Here is a 15,821-nt window from a genome sequence, read left to right as displayed (position 1 = left end):
TCGGTGGCCTACTGGTGAGGAGTCCCGCGGGTGAATGCCGGTAACGAGGACAACCGCATCGCAATCATCGGCATGGCCGCCCGTGTCCCCGGTGCTCGCGACGTCGACGAGTTCTGGAACAACCTTGTCAACGGCGTCGAGTCGCTCACCGAACTGAGCGACGAGGTGCTGCGCGCTGCAGGGGTGTCCGAGGAGCAAATCGCCGATCCACGCTACGTGCGGCTCGTGCCGCTGATGGGCGACATGGAAGGCTTCGACGCGGCCTACTTCAAACTGAGCCCGCGCGAGGCCGAGATATCCGATCCGCAACAGCGGATCTTCCTGGAAATTTGCAATACCGCCATTCAACACGCCGGATACGACGTGACCCGCTACACCGGCCGGGCTGGCGTTTTCGGTGGCAGTTCACCGAACCGGTACGCCACCAGCAACGTCTACAGCAACACCCAGACCACGCGGGCGGCCAGTGAGATCTCCATCGAGGTCAGCAACCAGATGGACTACCTGGCCACCCGGGTCGCGTACACGCTGGGGCTCACCGGGCCGGCAGTCTCCGTCGCGACCGCTTGTTCCACGTCTCTGGTAGCGGTGCACCTCGCGATCCGATCGTTGCTGGCCGGCGAGTGCGACATGGCCCTGGCCGGTGGAGTATCGGTGGAACTACCGTACTACGTCGGGCGCAGGTGGACCGAGAACAGCATCTACTCGCGAGACGGGCACGTACGCGCCTTCGACGCCGCGGCGCAGGGCACCAACTTCGGCCACGGAGCCGCGGCGGTGGTGCTGAAGCGGTACACCGTGGCCGTCGCCGACGGAGACCGGATCCACGGAGTCGTCCTGGGCAGCGCGGTGAACAACGACGGCGCCAGGCGGGTCGGGTTCACCGCGCCGGGTCTGGAGGGCCAGACAAGTCTGATTACCTCGACGCTGGCGAACGCGGGCGTCGAGGCCGCCAGCATCGGTTTGGTCGAGGCGCACGGGACGGCGACGCTCGTGGGTGACCCGATCGAAGTCGCGGCATTGTCGGAGGCGTACCGGCTCGACGGGGCGACCGGCGACCAGGTCATCCCCATCGGCTCGGTTAAGACGAATATCGGACACCTGGGGCCGGCCTCGGGGGCCGCCGGGCTGATCAAGGCGATCCGCGCCGTCGAGACAGGCCTCATCCCGCCCTCGCTGCACTTCGAGCAGCCGAATCCGAACATCCCATTCGAGCGGACCCCCTTCTACGTCAACGCCTCGCTGGCACCGTGGCCAGAGCGGGGCGGACCTCGGCGCGCCGCGGTGAGTTCGTTCGGAATCGGCGGCACCAACGCCCACCTCATCATCGAGCAGCCGCCGGCCCAGGTCGCCTCCGTAGACGACAGCTCCTGGCACGTCCTCCCGCTGTCGGCCCGGTCGGCCAGTGCGCTGGCGACCATGGCTGAGGCTCTCGCGGACCGGCTCGTGGCGGGCCCACCGACCTCGCTCGCCGATGTGTCCTACACCCTCCAGATGGGACGTCCGGCGCTCGCCCACCGGTCGGCGGTGACGTGCCGCGACGTGACCGACGCCGTCGCGCAGCTGCGGGCCCCGATCACGAAGACCGCCCCGGTTCGGGCGAGCTACCAGCCCTCCGTGGTGTTCATGTTCCCCGGGCAGGGCGCACAATACGTCGGCATGGCCGAGGAAATCTACCGGCGCGAGCCGGTCTTCCGGGCCGCCTTCGACCAGTGCGCCGACCTGGCGCGCGAGCATCTCGGCGACGACCTACGTGAGGTGGTGTTCGCCGTCGAGCACGCCGACGGCGAAAAGCTGCGGCAGACCAGACTCACTCAACCCGCCCTATTCGCCGTCGAGTACGCGCTGGCCCAACTGTGGCGGAGCCGCGGCGTGCAGCCGAGGGCGATGATCGGGCACAGCGTGGGCGAGTTCGTGGCCGCCTGCCTGGCCGAGGTGTTCACCCTCGCCGAGGCGGTCGAACTCGTAATGGCCCGCGGCCGGCTGATGCAGGCCATGCCGCCGGGTGTCATGCTCGCCGTGCCCCTGCCGGAGGCGGACGTCCTGCCGCAGCTCGGCGCGACATCAGGCGTGGCAGCCGTGAACACATTCGATTCGTGCGTGGTGTCAGGGCCTCGCGACGAAATCGAGGCGCTCGCCGACCGGTTCGCGGAACGCGGCGTTGCCACCCAACGGCTGTGGACATCCCACGCCTTCCACTCGCCGATGATGGATCCCGTCGTCCCGGAGTTCCTCGACCTGGTCTCTCGGGTCGGCCCCAAGCCTCCGACCCGAGATTTCGTTTCGACCCGCACCGGCACCTGGATCAGCGCGGAGGAGGCAATCGATCCGACCTACTGGGCCGGTCACCTACGTGACACGGTCCGCTTCGCCGAGGCCTGCGCCACCCTGGCCGACGCCGACGTGATTCTGCTCGAGGTGGGCCCGCGCCACACCCTGTCGTCGTTGGCACGCCAGGTGCTGGCCGAATTGTCGAACACCACCGCGGTGGTGGTGCCCTCGCTGAGCCGGATGGACGGCGGGTATGGCGACGAGCAACAGCTGGCGAAGGCATCCGCCCGGCTGTGGACCGGCGGCGTCCCACTCGAGTGGCAGCGCCTCCATCACTGCCAGCGCGGGCGGGCCACTCTACCCACCTATCCGTACGAACGGCAGCGCTTCTGGATCGACCCGGACCCGGATCCCGTCGATGAGCATCGGGCAGCTAACCACGGGTCCCGACCCACAGGCACACTGGCCCCGGCCGACTCGACGTTCGTCCCGGTCTGGCTTCGCCAACCACACTCGACGCCGGTGGAGCCGGGGACCCCGGACGAGGTATGGCTCGTGTTCAGCCCAGGCGAGGGTCCGGTAGAGGAGGCGGCCGCCCGGCTCAGCAGCACCGGTGTGCTGGTGGTACGGGTGGCTGAGGGACGGTCATTCGGCCGAGTGGGCGATCGACGCTACCGAATCGAGCCAGGTGAACGCGCCGACTACGTGGACCTGCTCGACGAGATCAGTGAACGGTACGGGCGGCCGACTGCCATGCTCCATGGCTGGACGGCGGGGCGGGCGGCCACCGGACCGATCGACCCCGCAGTCGTCGCCGATGCGCAGGAGAGCGGCTTCCTCAGCCTGCTGTTCCTGTCGCAGGTGCTGGCTGAGCGTTGGCCGGACGAAGAAATGGACCTCCGGATTGTTACCAGCAACTGTTTCGACGTCTCTGGGGTGGAACGAGTCGAGCCAGCCAAGTCGTTGCTCGTCGGCCCGGCCATGGTCGTGCCGACCGAGCACAAGGCGCTGCGCACTCAGCTGATCGACTTGTCCAGGTCTGTTTCTGGGCCGGACAACGTGGACCTCGACGGGCTCATGGTGGAGCTGTGCACGCCAGTCACCGACCGCTTCGTCGCGCATCGCGGTCGGTTGCGTTGGACCCGTCGGTACGTACCGGTCCAGCTCCCCATGCGGGACGCGGCCACACCGCGGATCCGACCCGGCGGCGCATACTTGATCACTGGTGGTCTCGGCGGCATTGGGCTGGCCATCGCCAAGGAGCTGGCCGCCACCGCGCGAGCCCGGGTCGTGCTGGTCGGCCGCTCACCGCTGCCTGACCGCGTCGAGTGGGACGAGCATCTGGCGAACCACGACGACGACGCGACAAGCCTACGCATCCGCGGCGTACGCGACATCGAAAAGCTCGGTGGTGAGGTCATGCTCGTCACCGCGGACGTCTGCGACGAGTCCGCGATGCGCGCGGTGGTCGAGTCGGTCCACCGCCGGTTCGGCCCGATGGCCGGTGTGTTCCACGCTGCGGGGGTGCCCGGCGGTGGCCTGGTGGCGTTGCGTTCCCGGGCGCAGGCAGAGCAGGTTCTCGCACCCAAGGTGAACGGGACCCTGGTGCTGCACCGGCTACTCGGAGCCGAGGTCGAAATCTTTGTGCTCTTCTCCTCGATCATCAGTGTGACCGGCGACTTCGGCATGGTCGACTACTGCTCCGGCAACGCCTTTCTCGATGCCTTCGCCCACTTCGGCGCCGGCGACCCACAGCGAGTCCGGTCGATCAACTGGTGCGGCTGGAGCGAGGTCGGCATGGTCCACAACACCAGGCAGGACGCCCCACAGCTGTTCCGGGACATCGAGGCGGGACTGGAGTACCAGCCGGCCAGCCACCCGCTGCTCGATCGGCGTATCACCGGCCACGGCGAGGACCTGGTATTCACCGCCACCATCGGCCCGGACTTCCACTGGGTTGTGACCGAACACCGAATAGCGGGCGAAGCCGTGCTACCGGGCACGGCGTACGCGGAGCTGATCCGCGCCGCGTTCGTGGCGGCGCAGGATGCCGAGCTGGTCGAGATCAGCGATCTGGTGTTCGCCAAGCCGCTGAGAATCGACGGCCGCCGAGAGCTGCGGGTGATCGGCCGGGAGCAGCAGCCCGGGGTTTTCGACGTCGAGGTGGTCAGCCGGCCGGTCGCCGACCTGGACGCCTGGCGACGGCACGCCCGCGGCCGGATCACAGCCGCGCCACGGGCAACGGTGCAGCGACGCGACGTGGCGGCGATCGACAACCGCTGTAACCTGCTGACCTGGCAGCCAGATCTCAACGGCACGGACAGCGGCGCGGTCGAGTTCGGGCCACGCTGGCTCAACGTCGAGTCGGTACGGATGGGTGAGGGCGAGCAACTGGTCGCGATCCAGCTGCCGGCTAGGTACGAAGCGGACTGCGCGGAGTTCGTCCTGCATCCTGCGCTCCTCGACGGTGCCACCGCGCTCAGCCTCTACCTACCCGAGGTGAACCGCGGCGGAGCCAGCTACCTGCCGATCGGCTTCCGCCGAATGGTCGTCCGGGAAGCGTTGCCCTCGCGCTTCTACAGCCACCTTCGGGACCGCAGCATGCGGGAGAGCCCGTCGGGCATCTACACCTACGATGTCGAACTGCTCGACGACACCGGCCGGGTACTCGTCACCATCGACGGTTTCGCTGTTCGCAGCGTCGACATTGCGGCCGTGCGCGACGCGGTCGTCGGCGGGGAGCAGCCCGCTGCCACCGATCCGGGCGGCCCGCCGCGCACCGGCATCGGCGACTATCTCATCACCCCGGGCGAAGGCATCGACCTGCTCTGGCGGATGCTCGACGACACGACGCCCAACCAGGTGGTCATCAGCCGTGAGCCCGTCGATGACAAGCTGGCGAGAATGGCCGGCCTGGCCGCGCAGCTGGATCAGGCGACCGCCACCGCGGGCGCCGACTCGGCCACCGTGGTAGGCCCTATCTCCGATGCGAACGACACCGAGGCCGCGATCCTCGCCCTGTGGCAGGAGATGCTCGGTGCCAATCACATCGGTCTGGACGACGACTTCTTCGAACTGGGCGGCAACTCCCTGGTCGCGGTTCACCTCGCGGTGCGGATGCGGGAGCACTTTGGCATAACCGTCTCCGGTATCACCATCCTCGAACACGCGACGATCCGGGCTCTCGCCTCAACCATCGACGACGCCATCGCCGCGTCCGGCAAGGGTCGTGACACCACCGACGAAGGAGAGCAGCGATGAAGGGCGAGCTGGTCCGCCTTGCAGCGCTGGGCGGCGAGGATGATTACGGGCTGCTGGCGGTCTGGTCCGGGTCCCTGATGAGCAGCTACAGCTCCGGTACCCAGCATCCGATGACCGCAGACCACATGCGCGCCACGTTGGACGGCCGCGCCTCGTCGTACCTGATGATCCGCAAGCTAGACGACGACCGCCCAATCGGCTTGGTCAACTGGGAAACGTTGGCGCACCCGCAGTCGTACACGGTCGGTGTGGCGATCAGCGATGCTGACTTGTGGGGCGGCGGCTACGGGATGGACTCGATGCTCGTCCTGCTCGAGTACCTGTTCCACACGAAGAACGCCCGCCGAGTGCACATCCAGGCTGGCGTGTTCAACAAGCAGATGATGCAGCTGCTCACCTCCGGCGTCATTGTCGTTGAAGGCGTTCTCCGTGATTACTACTACCTCGACGGCGAGTACCACGACTCGGTGATCGGCTCAATCCTGCGCGACGAGTACTACCGGATGATGCCGACCATCGGCTACCCCCGCGACGCGATCGCCGCGCAGGAAAAGCGGGAGGCGCGGGAGCTGCTCGCCGCGCACCTCACCAAGCATCCGGTCGCCCTGCGCCCCATCGACGACGGTGATGTCTGTGGCTGAACCGGACGCTCCCCCGGCGAGCGGAAGCCGGCCGCCGCGACTGACGGTCGACCGGCTGCTGCTGGTCATCACCGGCGCGGCCAGCGCGGGCTTCAGCGCGTTCTGGATCAACTGGCTTCGCAGCAGCTATCCGGACCTCGAATTGAAGGTGGCAGTAACCCGCAACGGCGAACGGTTCGTGACGGCGCAGACGTTGGGATTGCTCAGCGGCCGGCCGGTAGTCCGGGACGAGTGGCCGGACACAGCCGACCCGCAGGCGACACACGTCGTGCTGGCGGAGTGGGCGCAAGCGGTCGCCGTGTACCCGGCCAGCGCGCACTTCCTCGCACGACTCGCCCTCGGGCTGGCCGACACGCCGGTCATGCTCGCGCTCCAGTGCACCGAGGCGGTGATCGGGGTCGCCCCATCGGTGCCGCCGGGCATGTTGGCCAATCCGGTGTACCAGCGGCACGTAACGAGTCTCGATGCCCGGCCGAACGTCACCGTCGCGCCGACGAGGGTCGGCCGCAGTGCCACGACGGGACGCTCCGGTGATGGAGTCGCGACGCCGTTGTGGACGCTGCTCGCCCGGATGGAATCCCTTCACGTGGCACCCACCAACGAGAGCGAGGTAGCCGGATGAGCTTCGGTGGGCAGCAGTACTACCTTTTTGCTGACCCGGTCTTCTTCGAGTCGCCTGGGCGCTGGGACGACGACCGTGAGGCGTTCGCCGTCAGCACGCGGTCGACACCATCGGGCTGGACCCGCAGCGAACGTGACCCCTGGATCGTGCTGCGCCCGAACGGATGCCTGCTCCCCGATCAGGGCTGGAAAATTCATGTTGCCAGCACGGTCGCCGACGCCGAGCAACTCACCGCCACGGTCTGGGACTACTGCCAGCAGAATCGGGTCACTTTCAAGTTCCTCCGTAACCGCAACGTCCTACGGGCGCTCAGCGCCAAGTACGCACCTCGACCAAGCAGCGGCAAGCTCATGACCCTGTACCCGGAGGACGTCGAGCATCTGCGCCAAATCCTGAACGAACTCGACAAACTCGTCGGCGGAGTGGCGACACCGTACATTCTCAGCGATCTCCGATGGCGTGAGGGTCCCCTGTACGTCCGCTACGGCGGATTCGTGGAGCGCTTCCGGGTGGCCGGAAACGGACGGCTCGAACCGGCGATCGCCGACCCCGACGGCACACTGGTCAGCGACCGCCGCCGGCCGGTTTTCACCACCCCTGCCTGGGTGACGCTCCCAGCGTTCCTGGAGGAGCAATTGGCCGCCCGCCGTGTCGCCAGCGCCGGCCGGCTGCCGTACCAGGTGGTGAGGGCGCTGCACTTTTCCAACGGAGGCGGTGTCTACCTCGGACGACACCGCGACGGGCACGAATTGGTCCTCAAGGAGGCCCGACCGCTGGCTGGATTCGACGCGTTCGGACAGCATGCCGTGACGCGCCTGCGCCGCGAGCGGTGGGCGCTCGACCGGCTGCGCGGCATCGCCGGGGTTCCCGCGCTGCACGACTACTTCACCGCAGGCGACCACGAGTTCCTCGCCGAGGAGTACATCGCCGGCCCAACGCTCTACCAGTGGCAGGGCAGCCGCTATCCGTACGTCGTCTGGGAGGAGCCGGAGCAGCACCAGCTCGAGGCGTACACCCGCGAGGCACTCGCGATGTACGACCGCATCAGGACCCTCGTCGCCCACATGCACGGACGCGGCGTCGTATTCGATGACCTACATCCCGCCAACATCATTGTCACCGACTCCCAGGAGCCATACCTGGTCGACTTTGAGGTGGCCCATGAGGCAGCCGATGTCGGTGGGCCGGCGCTGCGCGCTGCAGGGTTCGCCGCACCCGACGAGGTACGAGGATTTGATCGGGACCGTCACGCCCTGGCTGCCCTCGGACTATGGCTGTTCCTGCCGCTCAACCGGATGCTGCAACTCGTGCCAGACCGGGCAGGAGAGTATCTGGACTTCGTGATCGAGCGGTTTGCGCTGCCCACGGAGTTACAGGAGTCCATCGACCACTGGTTGATTGCGCGAAGGCAGACCGCCGAGCCGGAGTCGCCCGTCGTCCGGCGTCGGGCACCGGAGTCGCTCGGGTCGCCCGTCTGGCGTGATAGCGAGGGCCCGGGCTCGGCTGGCGCGGTCCAGTCGATGGTGCGGGCCATTCTGTCCACCGCCGATCCGGAGCGGACCGACCGGCTCTTCCCGGGCGACGTGGCGCAGTTCGTCGGTAGCGGCGGCGTCGGGTTCGCCCACGGTGCAGGTGGGGTGCTCTGGGCCCTGGCCACCAGCGGCCAGGGTCGGTATCCGGATCACGAGCGGTGGTTCGCCGAGGCCGTGTGGCAGGTACCCGACCGCGGTGGATTTTTCGACGGCTTGCACGGTCTTGCCTATCTGGCCGACTTCTTCGGCCTGCCAGAGCAGGCGGAAACGTTGCTGGCCCGCGCGACCAGAGTAGACGCCGCCGTCACCGCAGTCGGCCTTTACTCAGGTCTGGCGGGCTCGGGTATGAACCTTTTGCGCTTCGCCGGGCGCACCGGCGACACCGCCCATCGCGACGCCGGGCTACGAATCGCGGCACGGCTGGCGGCACGGCTGTCAAAGGCCGCAGCGGCTCGGGCGGACCCGGCCAGAAGCGTCCAACGGCCGGACGGAGTCGGGCTGCTGCACGGCTGGACCGGTGCCGCTCTGCTGTTCATCCGCGCCCACCAGACGACCGGCGAGCCGAACTATCTCGATCTTGCCGTGCAGGCGCTTACCCTCGATCTCGACAGCTGCGTCACCACACGCAATGGCAGCCTGCAGGTCGGGGAAGTCGGTGTCCGAACGTTGTGCTACCTCGACGGTGGCAGTGCGGGTCTGGCTATCGGCATCGATGAGCTACTGGACCACCGCGAGGACGACCGGCTGCGCACCGCGTTGCCCGGGCTGCTGCGCGCCTGCGCCAGCGAGGTCGTCGTCCAACCGACCCTGTTCCACGGACGCTCGGGGCTCATCGCCGCGCTCACTCGGGCCGGCGCCCGGCTGAGCACCGACTATCGACATGTCCTAGCCCGGCACATCCACCGCCTCGCACTGCACTCCGTGTCGTACTACGGCGAACTGGCCTACCCGGGCAATCACTCGCTGCGCCTGTCCACCGATGTCGCGACCGGATCTGCCGGCGTCCTGCTGGCGCTGCACGCGGTGACCGCGGAAGAGTCATCGTTCCTGCCGTTCCTAAGTCGCCGCCGCGGCTGGTGCGGCCGAGGTGAAGGGCCAGTCCCACCACAGCCGTCGAGGTTCTCATCGCCGACAGAGGACCTTGTCTGAGTCGCCGCCGACGACCGTCGCGCGGACCGACGACGCCAACGGAAGGAGGTGTGTAATGGATCTGTCGACTGTTCTGGAGCTGCAGGGGCTCGAGGTCGAGGTGGACGAGGCCGCAGAGATGGCCGAGAGCGCCGCGAGCTGGAACTGCTGATCTGTACGGGGTGGGCGGTGGGGCGCGCCCCCACCGCCCACTACCCTCGGTACTGATGCCGGGACTTGTTGCAGTTATTTCTACCATGATAGGAAGCTTTCATGATCCCGACCCAGGCCGCAGACCACCGTCGCGGTCTCTGGGTGCTGGCTGCGGCGGCATTGGCGCGGGGGCCGGCCGAGGTTCTGGACTTCCTTTTGCCGCTGTGGGCCGGTGCGGCGATCGGCGCGACGGCCGGTCAGGTCGGCGCGCTGGCCGCGACCGAGGCGCTGTTGTCCCTGCTGTGTCGGCCGGTCGCCGGGGTCCTGGCCGATCGCTTCGACCGGACGCGGGTGGCCTCGACCGGGGCTGTGCTGTTCGGACTATCCCTGTTCGGATATGCGCTCGCCGACGACCTTGGTCTGGCGTTCGGCGCTGCTGTCTGCGGCGGAATCGGTGGGGCGCTGTTCTGGGTGGCGCTGCGGGCGCGCGTTGGTGAGCATCTGCGCGACGACGCGGCGATCTACAGCCGGCTGTTGTCCGCCGAGGGAACCGGCATCTGGATCGGCTTCCTCGTCGCGCTGACACTCCTCGACAACGACCGGTACCAGCTGGTCTTCGCCACCGCCGCGGTTGCCTGCCTGCTCGCCGCGGTGCTGCTCCTGTCCAGCTCGACACCGGCTGGCGGGCAGTCGCGCGCGCAGGCCGACCTGCGTCAGGTCGCCCGCCGGCTACGTCCACTACTCGTGGTGGTGGCGGTCACCGCCACTGTCGAGTTCGGAGTATCTCTGCTGCTTTTGTTGCATTTACAGCGGGGTTTTGGTCTCACCGTCGGCCAGATAAGCCTGGTGTTCCTGCCCGGCTTCGTCATTCTCACCACGCTGCCACTGCGTCTGTACGCAGTCGTACGGCGGATTGGACGCGCAGCAACCCTGACCTCCTCACTGATCGCGAGCGCCGTCGTCGCCGTCGGGCTGGCCTTCGCGGCCAACCCGGTGGTCATCGGGGCACTGTGGGCGGTGTCCGCCGCCTGCCTGGCTGCGGCGATCCCGGTGGAGCAGACCGTCGCCGCGGAGGCCTCCGACGGCAGCCTCGGGCGCGGCATGGGCATCTACCAGAGCGCGACCCTGCTCGGCGCGGTCCTCGGCCCGCTGAGTGCCGGCGCGCTCTACCAGAGCGGCGGCTGGCGCGGGGCCTGCGTCGGCGCGGCCGTCGTGCTCGTGGCGGGAGCGGCGCTCGTCCCAGCCGCACTGCGCCGCGTCGGTCTACCGGACCGGCCACCGCCCCAGCCGTTGGGTGCTGCGGACCTGGTGGCGGCGCCGGCGGCGGAGACCGTGCCACCGGCGCCGCCACCGCAGCGCCGGCGCTCGCCGGTCGAGCTGCGGCGTCGCTGGACCGTCCGCGCGGCCGTGTTCATCGCCGGGCAGGTGGCCTTCGGGGCGCTCGGCCACTCCTGGCTCGCCGCGGCCGCGAGCGGCCAGTACACCCTGCAGGAAGCCCTCAACGGCGACCTTGGCGACGCGCCGTGGCAGCTGGGCGCCAGCAGGATCTGGCTGATCATCTTTTTGGTCGACTCGATCTGGACCTGGACCCGCCTGGTCCGGCACCGCCGGCGCGGGCGCGAGTCACAGCCGGTGTGAGGGCGCCTACCGATGCCGGCGAGGATGTAGGCGGCAGTACAGACGTCGAATGGTCAGTTGTGTCGGGTTTTGAGGGTCAGGCTGGTGTGAGCGAGGAACCCGTCGAGTCGGTGCGGTACGGGATGCTCTTGTGGCGGTGCGGATGATCGTGAGGAGATGATCGACGCCGGTCACGGCGAGGTTGCCGACGCTGCGTTTGAGGTGGGACCACACTGCCTCGGTGGGGTTCAGGTCCGGGGCGTAGGCCGGTAACCCGATCACGGTCAGCCAGTCCCAAGCATCGATCATCTGCCGCATGGCGGCGCTGATGTGGGTGTTCAGGTTGTCCCAGATCAGCACGATCGGGCCGCCGAGTTGCTGGGTGGCATCCAGCAGGCGACGTAGTCGCGTTCGCTGAAGCTGCGCTGTCTACTCCTGCGGCGGCGATGGGTGATCGCACGGTAGATGAACCGGGACCGGGACCACAGGGGTGTCCGCGTCGTCCCAGGATACATGAACCTGCCTGACTCTCGGCTCTGTCTCACATTCGGTTTGCGCCGTGAGGTGCCGTTGGTTCGAGCGGAGGTGAGAGACCACCACCTTCGGCCTGTCGCAGCGGTTGATGTGGCTGGGGGCAGCCTGATCCGGGTGGTGCCGGGGATGGTGGGGGCAGCCCTGACAACGCCGGGACGTGCCAGTACTGCCAGATGGGGCGGGTGATCGCGGCCTCGTCTCGTTCGACCGCACGATGTGCAGGAACCTGCACCGACCAACTCAACCGATACATGATGTTCGCCGTACCACGCAGCGTGTACCGGGTGCGGAACATCCGAGCGATCAACTCCGACAGCCGCGCCAAAGTCCACCGCTGATCACTACCGAACCCGTGCGCCGCCGGGCCCTGTTCCAGGGCGTCGGCCAGCCGCCACAGCTGGGCCTCATCCTGGCGACACCGAGACCCGCCCGGCCCCTTCGAGGCGAGGGCCTGCTCACCACCGGCCCGCCACCCGTATACGGCGGTCTGCGACACCCCAAGCCGGCGGGCGATCTCCGACACCGACACATCCTCGGCGAACCACCCGGCCGCCTGCCGCCGCACCGCCTCACGCTTCGCCCGCCCCCACGCGAACCCACCTCCATCGGGATACCTCATCACCCCGACCTACAACGATCACCAGCAAAGATCATGCCGACACACCGACACACAATGGACGAACCCGGCCATTCGAGGTCTGCAGTTCGTTCACATAGAGTCGGGTAACAGTCCCAGCGAGATGGCCACGCGAGTCAAACCGGCTTTGTTAGCTATCCCGACTTTCTGCCGCACCCGGTGTATATAGGTGTCCACGGTCGCCTTTGACAAACCCAACCTTGTGCCGATCTGTTTGTGGGTCAGCCCCTGAGCCACCAGTCCGAGTACGTCACGCTCGCGAGGCGTAAGCAGATGCGGCGCATTCGCCGACGCAGTCGACTGTCCGTCTAGATCCCACAGGAGAGCGTCTCCGATGTCGCCCCCGAAGTACAGATCGCCTGCAGCAACCGCAGCGATTGCCGCACGAAGTCTGGGTACGCAGGCGGCTTTCCCGATGTATCCCCGCGCACCACCGCGAACCGCACACCGCACATTTGCGGAACGGAGCGACCCAGTCATCACCAATAGCGACATCCGCTCGGACAAATCATCGAATGGCATCACACTGGCCGTGAATGGATCCGCGATGATCACTACATGCCTGTCCGGTGGAGCCGTTTTCAGGGCGCTTGCCAATGAGGCAAAGCTGCCCAAGAATTCGTTACCATAAATCTCCAGTAGCACCTCGATCACACCACGAAAAGCGACCGACCCATCATCCACCAACGCTATCGCAACCTTCATTTACCCCCCTTTATTGTCGCCATTAACCACTGATTAAGAAAAGTCAACCCCTCCGTACACGACCGCCCGGGGCGCAACACCCAGAGGACCTAGGCTCAAACAATCATCTACTCGAATGTTGTGAGTGTGACAGGATCACCTGTATTGCGATCTTGGCGCAGGGCGCCTGTGCATTGTTGGCCGCCTTGCGCGGCCAGAACTCCTTCCGCTGCGCTTGTCTCGCCTCACTGCTGGCCCGAATGCCAAATGCGCCCCGATGGTTCTGGTCCCGTTGTTGGCTAATCAAAAGGGCGACGCATAAATCGATACCTAGACATCATCAGAGGAGATGCCATATCAGTGCCGCACACGGCCTCCTGTGTCGGTGTTGCTCCTGATGCAGCCATCTCAGCTGATTCGACCAGCGAATCTGCGCCGAGGCCGGGTTCGTCGTCCAGGTATCCCAGGGCCTGGCGGCGCAGGTCTTGGAGTATAGGCTGCAGAAGTACGCCGTTGCCTTGGTGGTCACCTTGCCCCGCAGAGCGCTAAAGTCCCAGTACGCAAAGTAGCGGGCAACCACAAGGCTATCGCCTGTCGTCACTCCGAGCTGTAGATGATTCGCACCGCTCCGATCGGCTACGACGTCCTGCATTGAAATGATGTCGAAGGTAGCCGACAGTCGGTCGATCTGCAGGTCGATGATCACCGGAGTGCTCCCCGTCTCGCGCGGCAATCTTGGCCAAGCTACATTGTAGCGGCGATCTTCACTGTGCGTTTTCCCGATGGCACGAAATGCTACAGACCACCCCTAGCACCCTGAGCGCTATACAACCGTCAAACCGGGCGCCGTGAGCGGGTCGCCATGGTGCAACCGCCCCGGTCAGGGCTATTGCGTTCTGGGAAAGCCCCTGCGCCGGCCTGACCCTCTACGCCATACTTTGTGAACTGCAAGCCCTCCTGACCAGGCTGATCGGCGCGTGCCCCACCTGCAAAACCCGCTTCCCCACAGAACGAGTGTGGAATGGGGCGAGGACGCTGGGTCGGCTGCTGGCGTTTCGGGCCGATCAACGCTTCGGCGGTGGCGGCGTGGGCGTACTTGCGGGCGGTTCTGACGTTCATGTCGAGGCGGCGGGCGGTCGCTTTGATCGACAGTCCTTCGGCTCGTAGGGCGTGCACGGCGGCGTGGCGTTGGCGGGTGTTCGTCGCCCGCCGTCCCGCTCCGACGGGCTCGTTGGGCGGCGCGACCAGGGCAGATAGTGATTCGGTGTGGGTGCGTAGGCATCGGTGGTGCCCGCAGATGACTTTCTCGACGGTGTCGCTGAGGTTCTTCAGCAGGTGCCACCGGTCGGCGACCTGAATCACGTCAGGTGCCCCCTTGCGGGCCCCGTCGGCATAACTGCCGCCTCGATCCCGGCAGATGATCTGAACGCCGGGAAGGTCGCGCAGCCACGCGGCGAGGGTGTCGGCGGTGCGGTCGGGCAGCACGTCGATCGGCCGGCGGGTGTGCATGTCGAGCAGCACGGTCGCGGTGTGTGCTCTTCAGCGGATGCCCATACGGGCCACCGCGGACGACCGCCGGTCGCAACCCGGGGTACGTGTGCTCGGGGTGTGCTCCTGGGCTGCAACAACGGGGGTCCAGGGAACGTGGGTGAACGTGCGCCACTCCCTGCCACCCCAGGTGAACCCCCGGGTCGCTAGTGTTCCGTCTCAGTTTTGATTATCCATTTGCTGGAGGGCTAGTCGTCCACGTCGGACCTTTGCCAGGATCGATTCGGCAGTGGCGGTCCACACGAACGGCTTCGGGTCATCGTTGTGCACGCACAGGTACTCCTCGATAGCGGTGACGAGGTCGTCGACGCTGCGGAACGCGCCACGGCGGATCATCTTCTCGGTCAGGTCGGCGAACCAGCGCTCCACCAGGTTAAGCCAGGACTAGTGCCGTGACCACGAACGTTCGCGGTGTTGGGGTCAGGCTGCGTGGGTGGCGGGTTGGCCCCAGCGTCGTTGTCGTTCGCTGCGGATGCGGGCGCGTTCTCGGCGTTGGGCGGCCAGGATGTCGGGGTGGCGGGCGTTGGCGTTGCGCCAGCGTAGATAGGTCTGCAGTTTTCGGGTCAGTGTCAAGCCCCGGGTTTGGTGGAGAGTTGGTTAACTGGCTTTGAGGGGCACGGTGACCGGTTGGGTCATCGCGTGTAGTGCTTCGTGTTCGGCGGGTGGGGCGTATCCGAGCTCGCCGTGAAGCCGCCGGTTGTTGTACCAGTCGATGTACTCGACGGTGGCCATCTCCAGGTCGTCGAGGCCGCGCCACGGGCCCTTGTTGCGGACGAGTTCGGCCTTGTAGAGGGAGTTGAGCGCCTCGGCCATCGCGTTGTCGAAGGAGTCGCCCTTCGACCCGACCGAGGCGACGGCGCCGGCCTCGGCGAGCCGCTGGCTGTAGCGGATCGCTCGATATTGGACGCCCCGGTCCGAGTGATGAACGAGTCCGCCCAGGTCAGCGCCTTGATTCTCGCGGCGCCAGATCGCCATCTTCAGCGCGTCCAGGGCGAGGTCGGTGTAGAGCGAGGTGGCGACCTGCCAGCCGACGATCATGCGGGAGTGCACGTCCAGGACGAACGCGGCGTACACCCAGCCCACGCTGGTGCGCACGTAGGTCAGGTCCGCAGTCCACAGCTGATTCGGGCCTGCCGCGGTGAAGTCGCGTTTTACCAGGTCACGAGGCCGCTCGGTCTCGGCGGCCGGCCTGG

10 protein-coding genes and 4 pseudogenes are annotated in these 15,821 nt (G+C 67.0%); 6 read left to right on the top strand and 8 right to left on the bottom strand.

Features of this window, described 5'->3' with window-relative positions:
- Window positions 1-30 precede the first annotated feature (30 nt).
- The 6 genes from T398_RS23275 to T398_RS23250 all read left to right on the top strand — a co-directional run bounded on the left by T398_RS23275 (window position 31) and on the right by T398_RS23250 (window position 11,246).
- Window positions 31-5,532: a beta-ketoacyl synthase N-terminal-like domain-containing protein gene (locus T398_RS23275; RefSeq protein ID WP_496449984.1), complete on the top strand. Its 5,502-nt coding sequence runs from the start codon at window positions 31-33 to the stop codon at window positions 5,530-5,532.
- A complete protein-coding gene (locus T398_RS23270) occupies window positions 5,529-6,173 on the top strand; it encodes a GNAT family N-acetyltransferase (protein WP_496449982.1) in 645 nt (214 codons plus the stop codon). The genes T398_RS23275 and T398_RS23270 overlap by 4 nt, the downstream gene beginning before the upstream one ends.
- Entirely contained in the window at window positions 6,166-6,795 is a 630-nt protein-coding gene (locus T398_RS23265) for a flavoprotein (protein WP_496449980.1), read from the top strand. The genes T398_RS23270 and T398_RS23265 overlap by 8 nt, the downstream gene beginning before the upstream one ends.
- Complete coding sequence (lanKC, locus tag T398_RS23260) at window positions 6,792-9,476, top strand: class III lanthionine synthetase LanKC (protein ID WP_496449978.1); 2,685 nt, start codon at window positions 6,792-6,794, stop codon at window positions 9,474-9,476. Before T398_RS23265 ends, lanKC begins: the two co-directional genes overlap by 4 nt.
- Before the next feature lie 55 nt (window positions 9,477-9,531).
- Window positions 9,532-9,627 (top strand): class III lanthipeptide, encoded by a 96-nt coding sequence (locus T398_RS23255; RefSeq protein WP_496449976.1) that lies wholly within the window; start codon window positions 9,532-9,534, stop codon window positions 9,625-9,627.
- A 101-nt stretch (window positions 9,628-9,728) separates the two neighbouring features.
- Complete coding sequence (locus tag T398_RS23250; RefSeq protein WP_496449975.1) at window positions 9,729-11,246, top strand: MFS transporter; 1,518 nt, start codon at window positions 9,729-9,731, stop codon at window positions 11,244-11,246.
- Between the two features lie 6 nt (window positions 11,247-11,252).
- Here T398_RS23250 and T398_RS23245 read toward each other — a convergent pair.
- The 8 genes and pseudogenes from T398_RS23245 to T398_RS23210 form a co-directional block, all read right to left on the bottom strand.
- Window positions 11,253-11,636: pseudogene (locus tag T398_RS23245) on the bottom strand (transposase); the annotation flags it as partial.
- Between the two features lie 130 nt (window positions 11,637-11,766).
- A complete protein-coding gene (locus tag T398_RS23240) occupies window positions 11,767-12,378 on the bottom strand; it encodes a helix-turn-helix domain-containing protein (RefSeq protein WP_496449974.1) in 612 nt (203 codons plus the stop codon).
- Between the two features lie 90 nt (window positions 12,379-12,468).
- Window positions 12,469-13,101, bottom strand: coding sequence for a helix-turn-helix transcriptional regulator (locus T398_RS23235; RefSeq protein ID WP_496449972.1), 633 nt, complete (start codon window positions 13,099-13,101; stop codon window positions 12,469-12,471).
- A gap of 319 nt (window positions 13,102-13,420) precedes the next feature.
- Window positions 13,421-13,786: a hypothetical protein gene (locus tag T398_RS23230; protein WP_496449970.1), complete on the bottom strand. Its 366-nt coding sequence runs from the start codon at window positions 13,784-13,786 to the stop codon at window positions 13,421-13,423.
- Between the two features lie 307 nt (window positions 13,787-14,093).
- A pseudogene (locus T398_RS23225) lies at window positions 14,094-14,607 on the bottom strand (ISL3 family transposase); the annotation flags it as partial.
- 180 nt (window positions 14,608-14,787) lie between these two features.
- A pseudogene (locus T398_RS23220) lies at window positions 14,788-15,012 on the bottom strand (IS630 family transposase); the annotation flags it as partial.
- A 36-nt stretch (window positions 15,013-15,048) separates the two neighbouring features.
- Window positions 15,049-15,195: pseudogene (locus tag T398_RS23215) on the bottom strand (IS630 family transposase); the annotation flags it as partial.
- Window positions 15,196-15,225: 30 nt separating this feature from the next.
- The coding region (locus tag T398_RS23210) for an IS3 family transposase (RefSeq protein ID WP_496449968.1) at window positions 15,226-15,821 on the bottom strand (596 nt) is incomplete at its 5' end.

It is taken from the genome of Salinispora goodfellowii (assembly GCF_059570675.1).
The sequence above is the reverse complement of the archived record's forward strand: the minus strand, read 5'-3'. Positions and strand labels throughout refer to the sequence as shown.

Excerpts from the sequence above, each read along its gene's own strand:
- T398_RS23270 (WP_496449982.1), top strand. The coding sequence starts at position 5,529 with ATGAAGGGCGAGCTGGTCCGCCTTGCAGCGCTGGGCGGCGAGGATGAT.
- lanKC (WP_496449978.1), top strand. The coding sequence starts at position 6,792 with ATGAGCTTCGGTGGGCAGCAGTACTACCTTTTTGCTGACCCGGTCTTC.
- T398_RS23255 (WP_496449976.1), top strand. The coding sequence starts at position 9,532 with ATGGATCTGTCGACTGTTCTGGAGCTGCAGGGGCTCGAGGTCGAGGTG.
- T398_RS23250 (WP_496449975.1), top strand. The coding sequence starts at position 9,729 with ATGATCCCGACCCAGGCCGCAGACCACCGTCGCGGTCTCTGGGTGCTG.
- T398_RS23240 (WP_496449974.1), bottom strand. The coding sequence starts at position 12,378 with ATGAGGTATCCCGATGGAGGTGGGTTCGCGTGGGGGCGGGCGAAGCGT.
- T398_RS23235 (WP_496449972.1), bottom strand. The coding sequence starts at position 13,101 with ATGAAGGTTGCGATAGCGTTGGTGGATGATGGGTCGGTCGCTTTTCGT.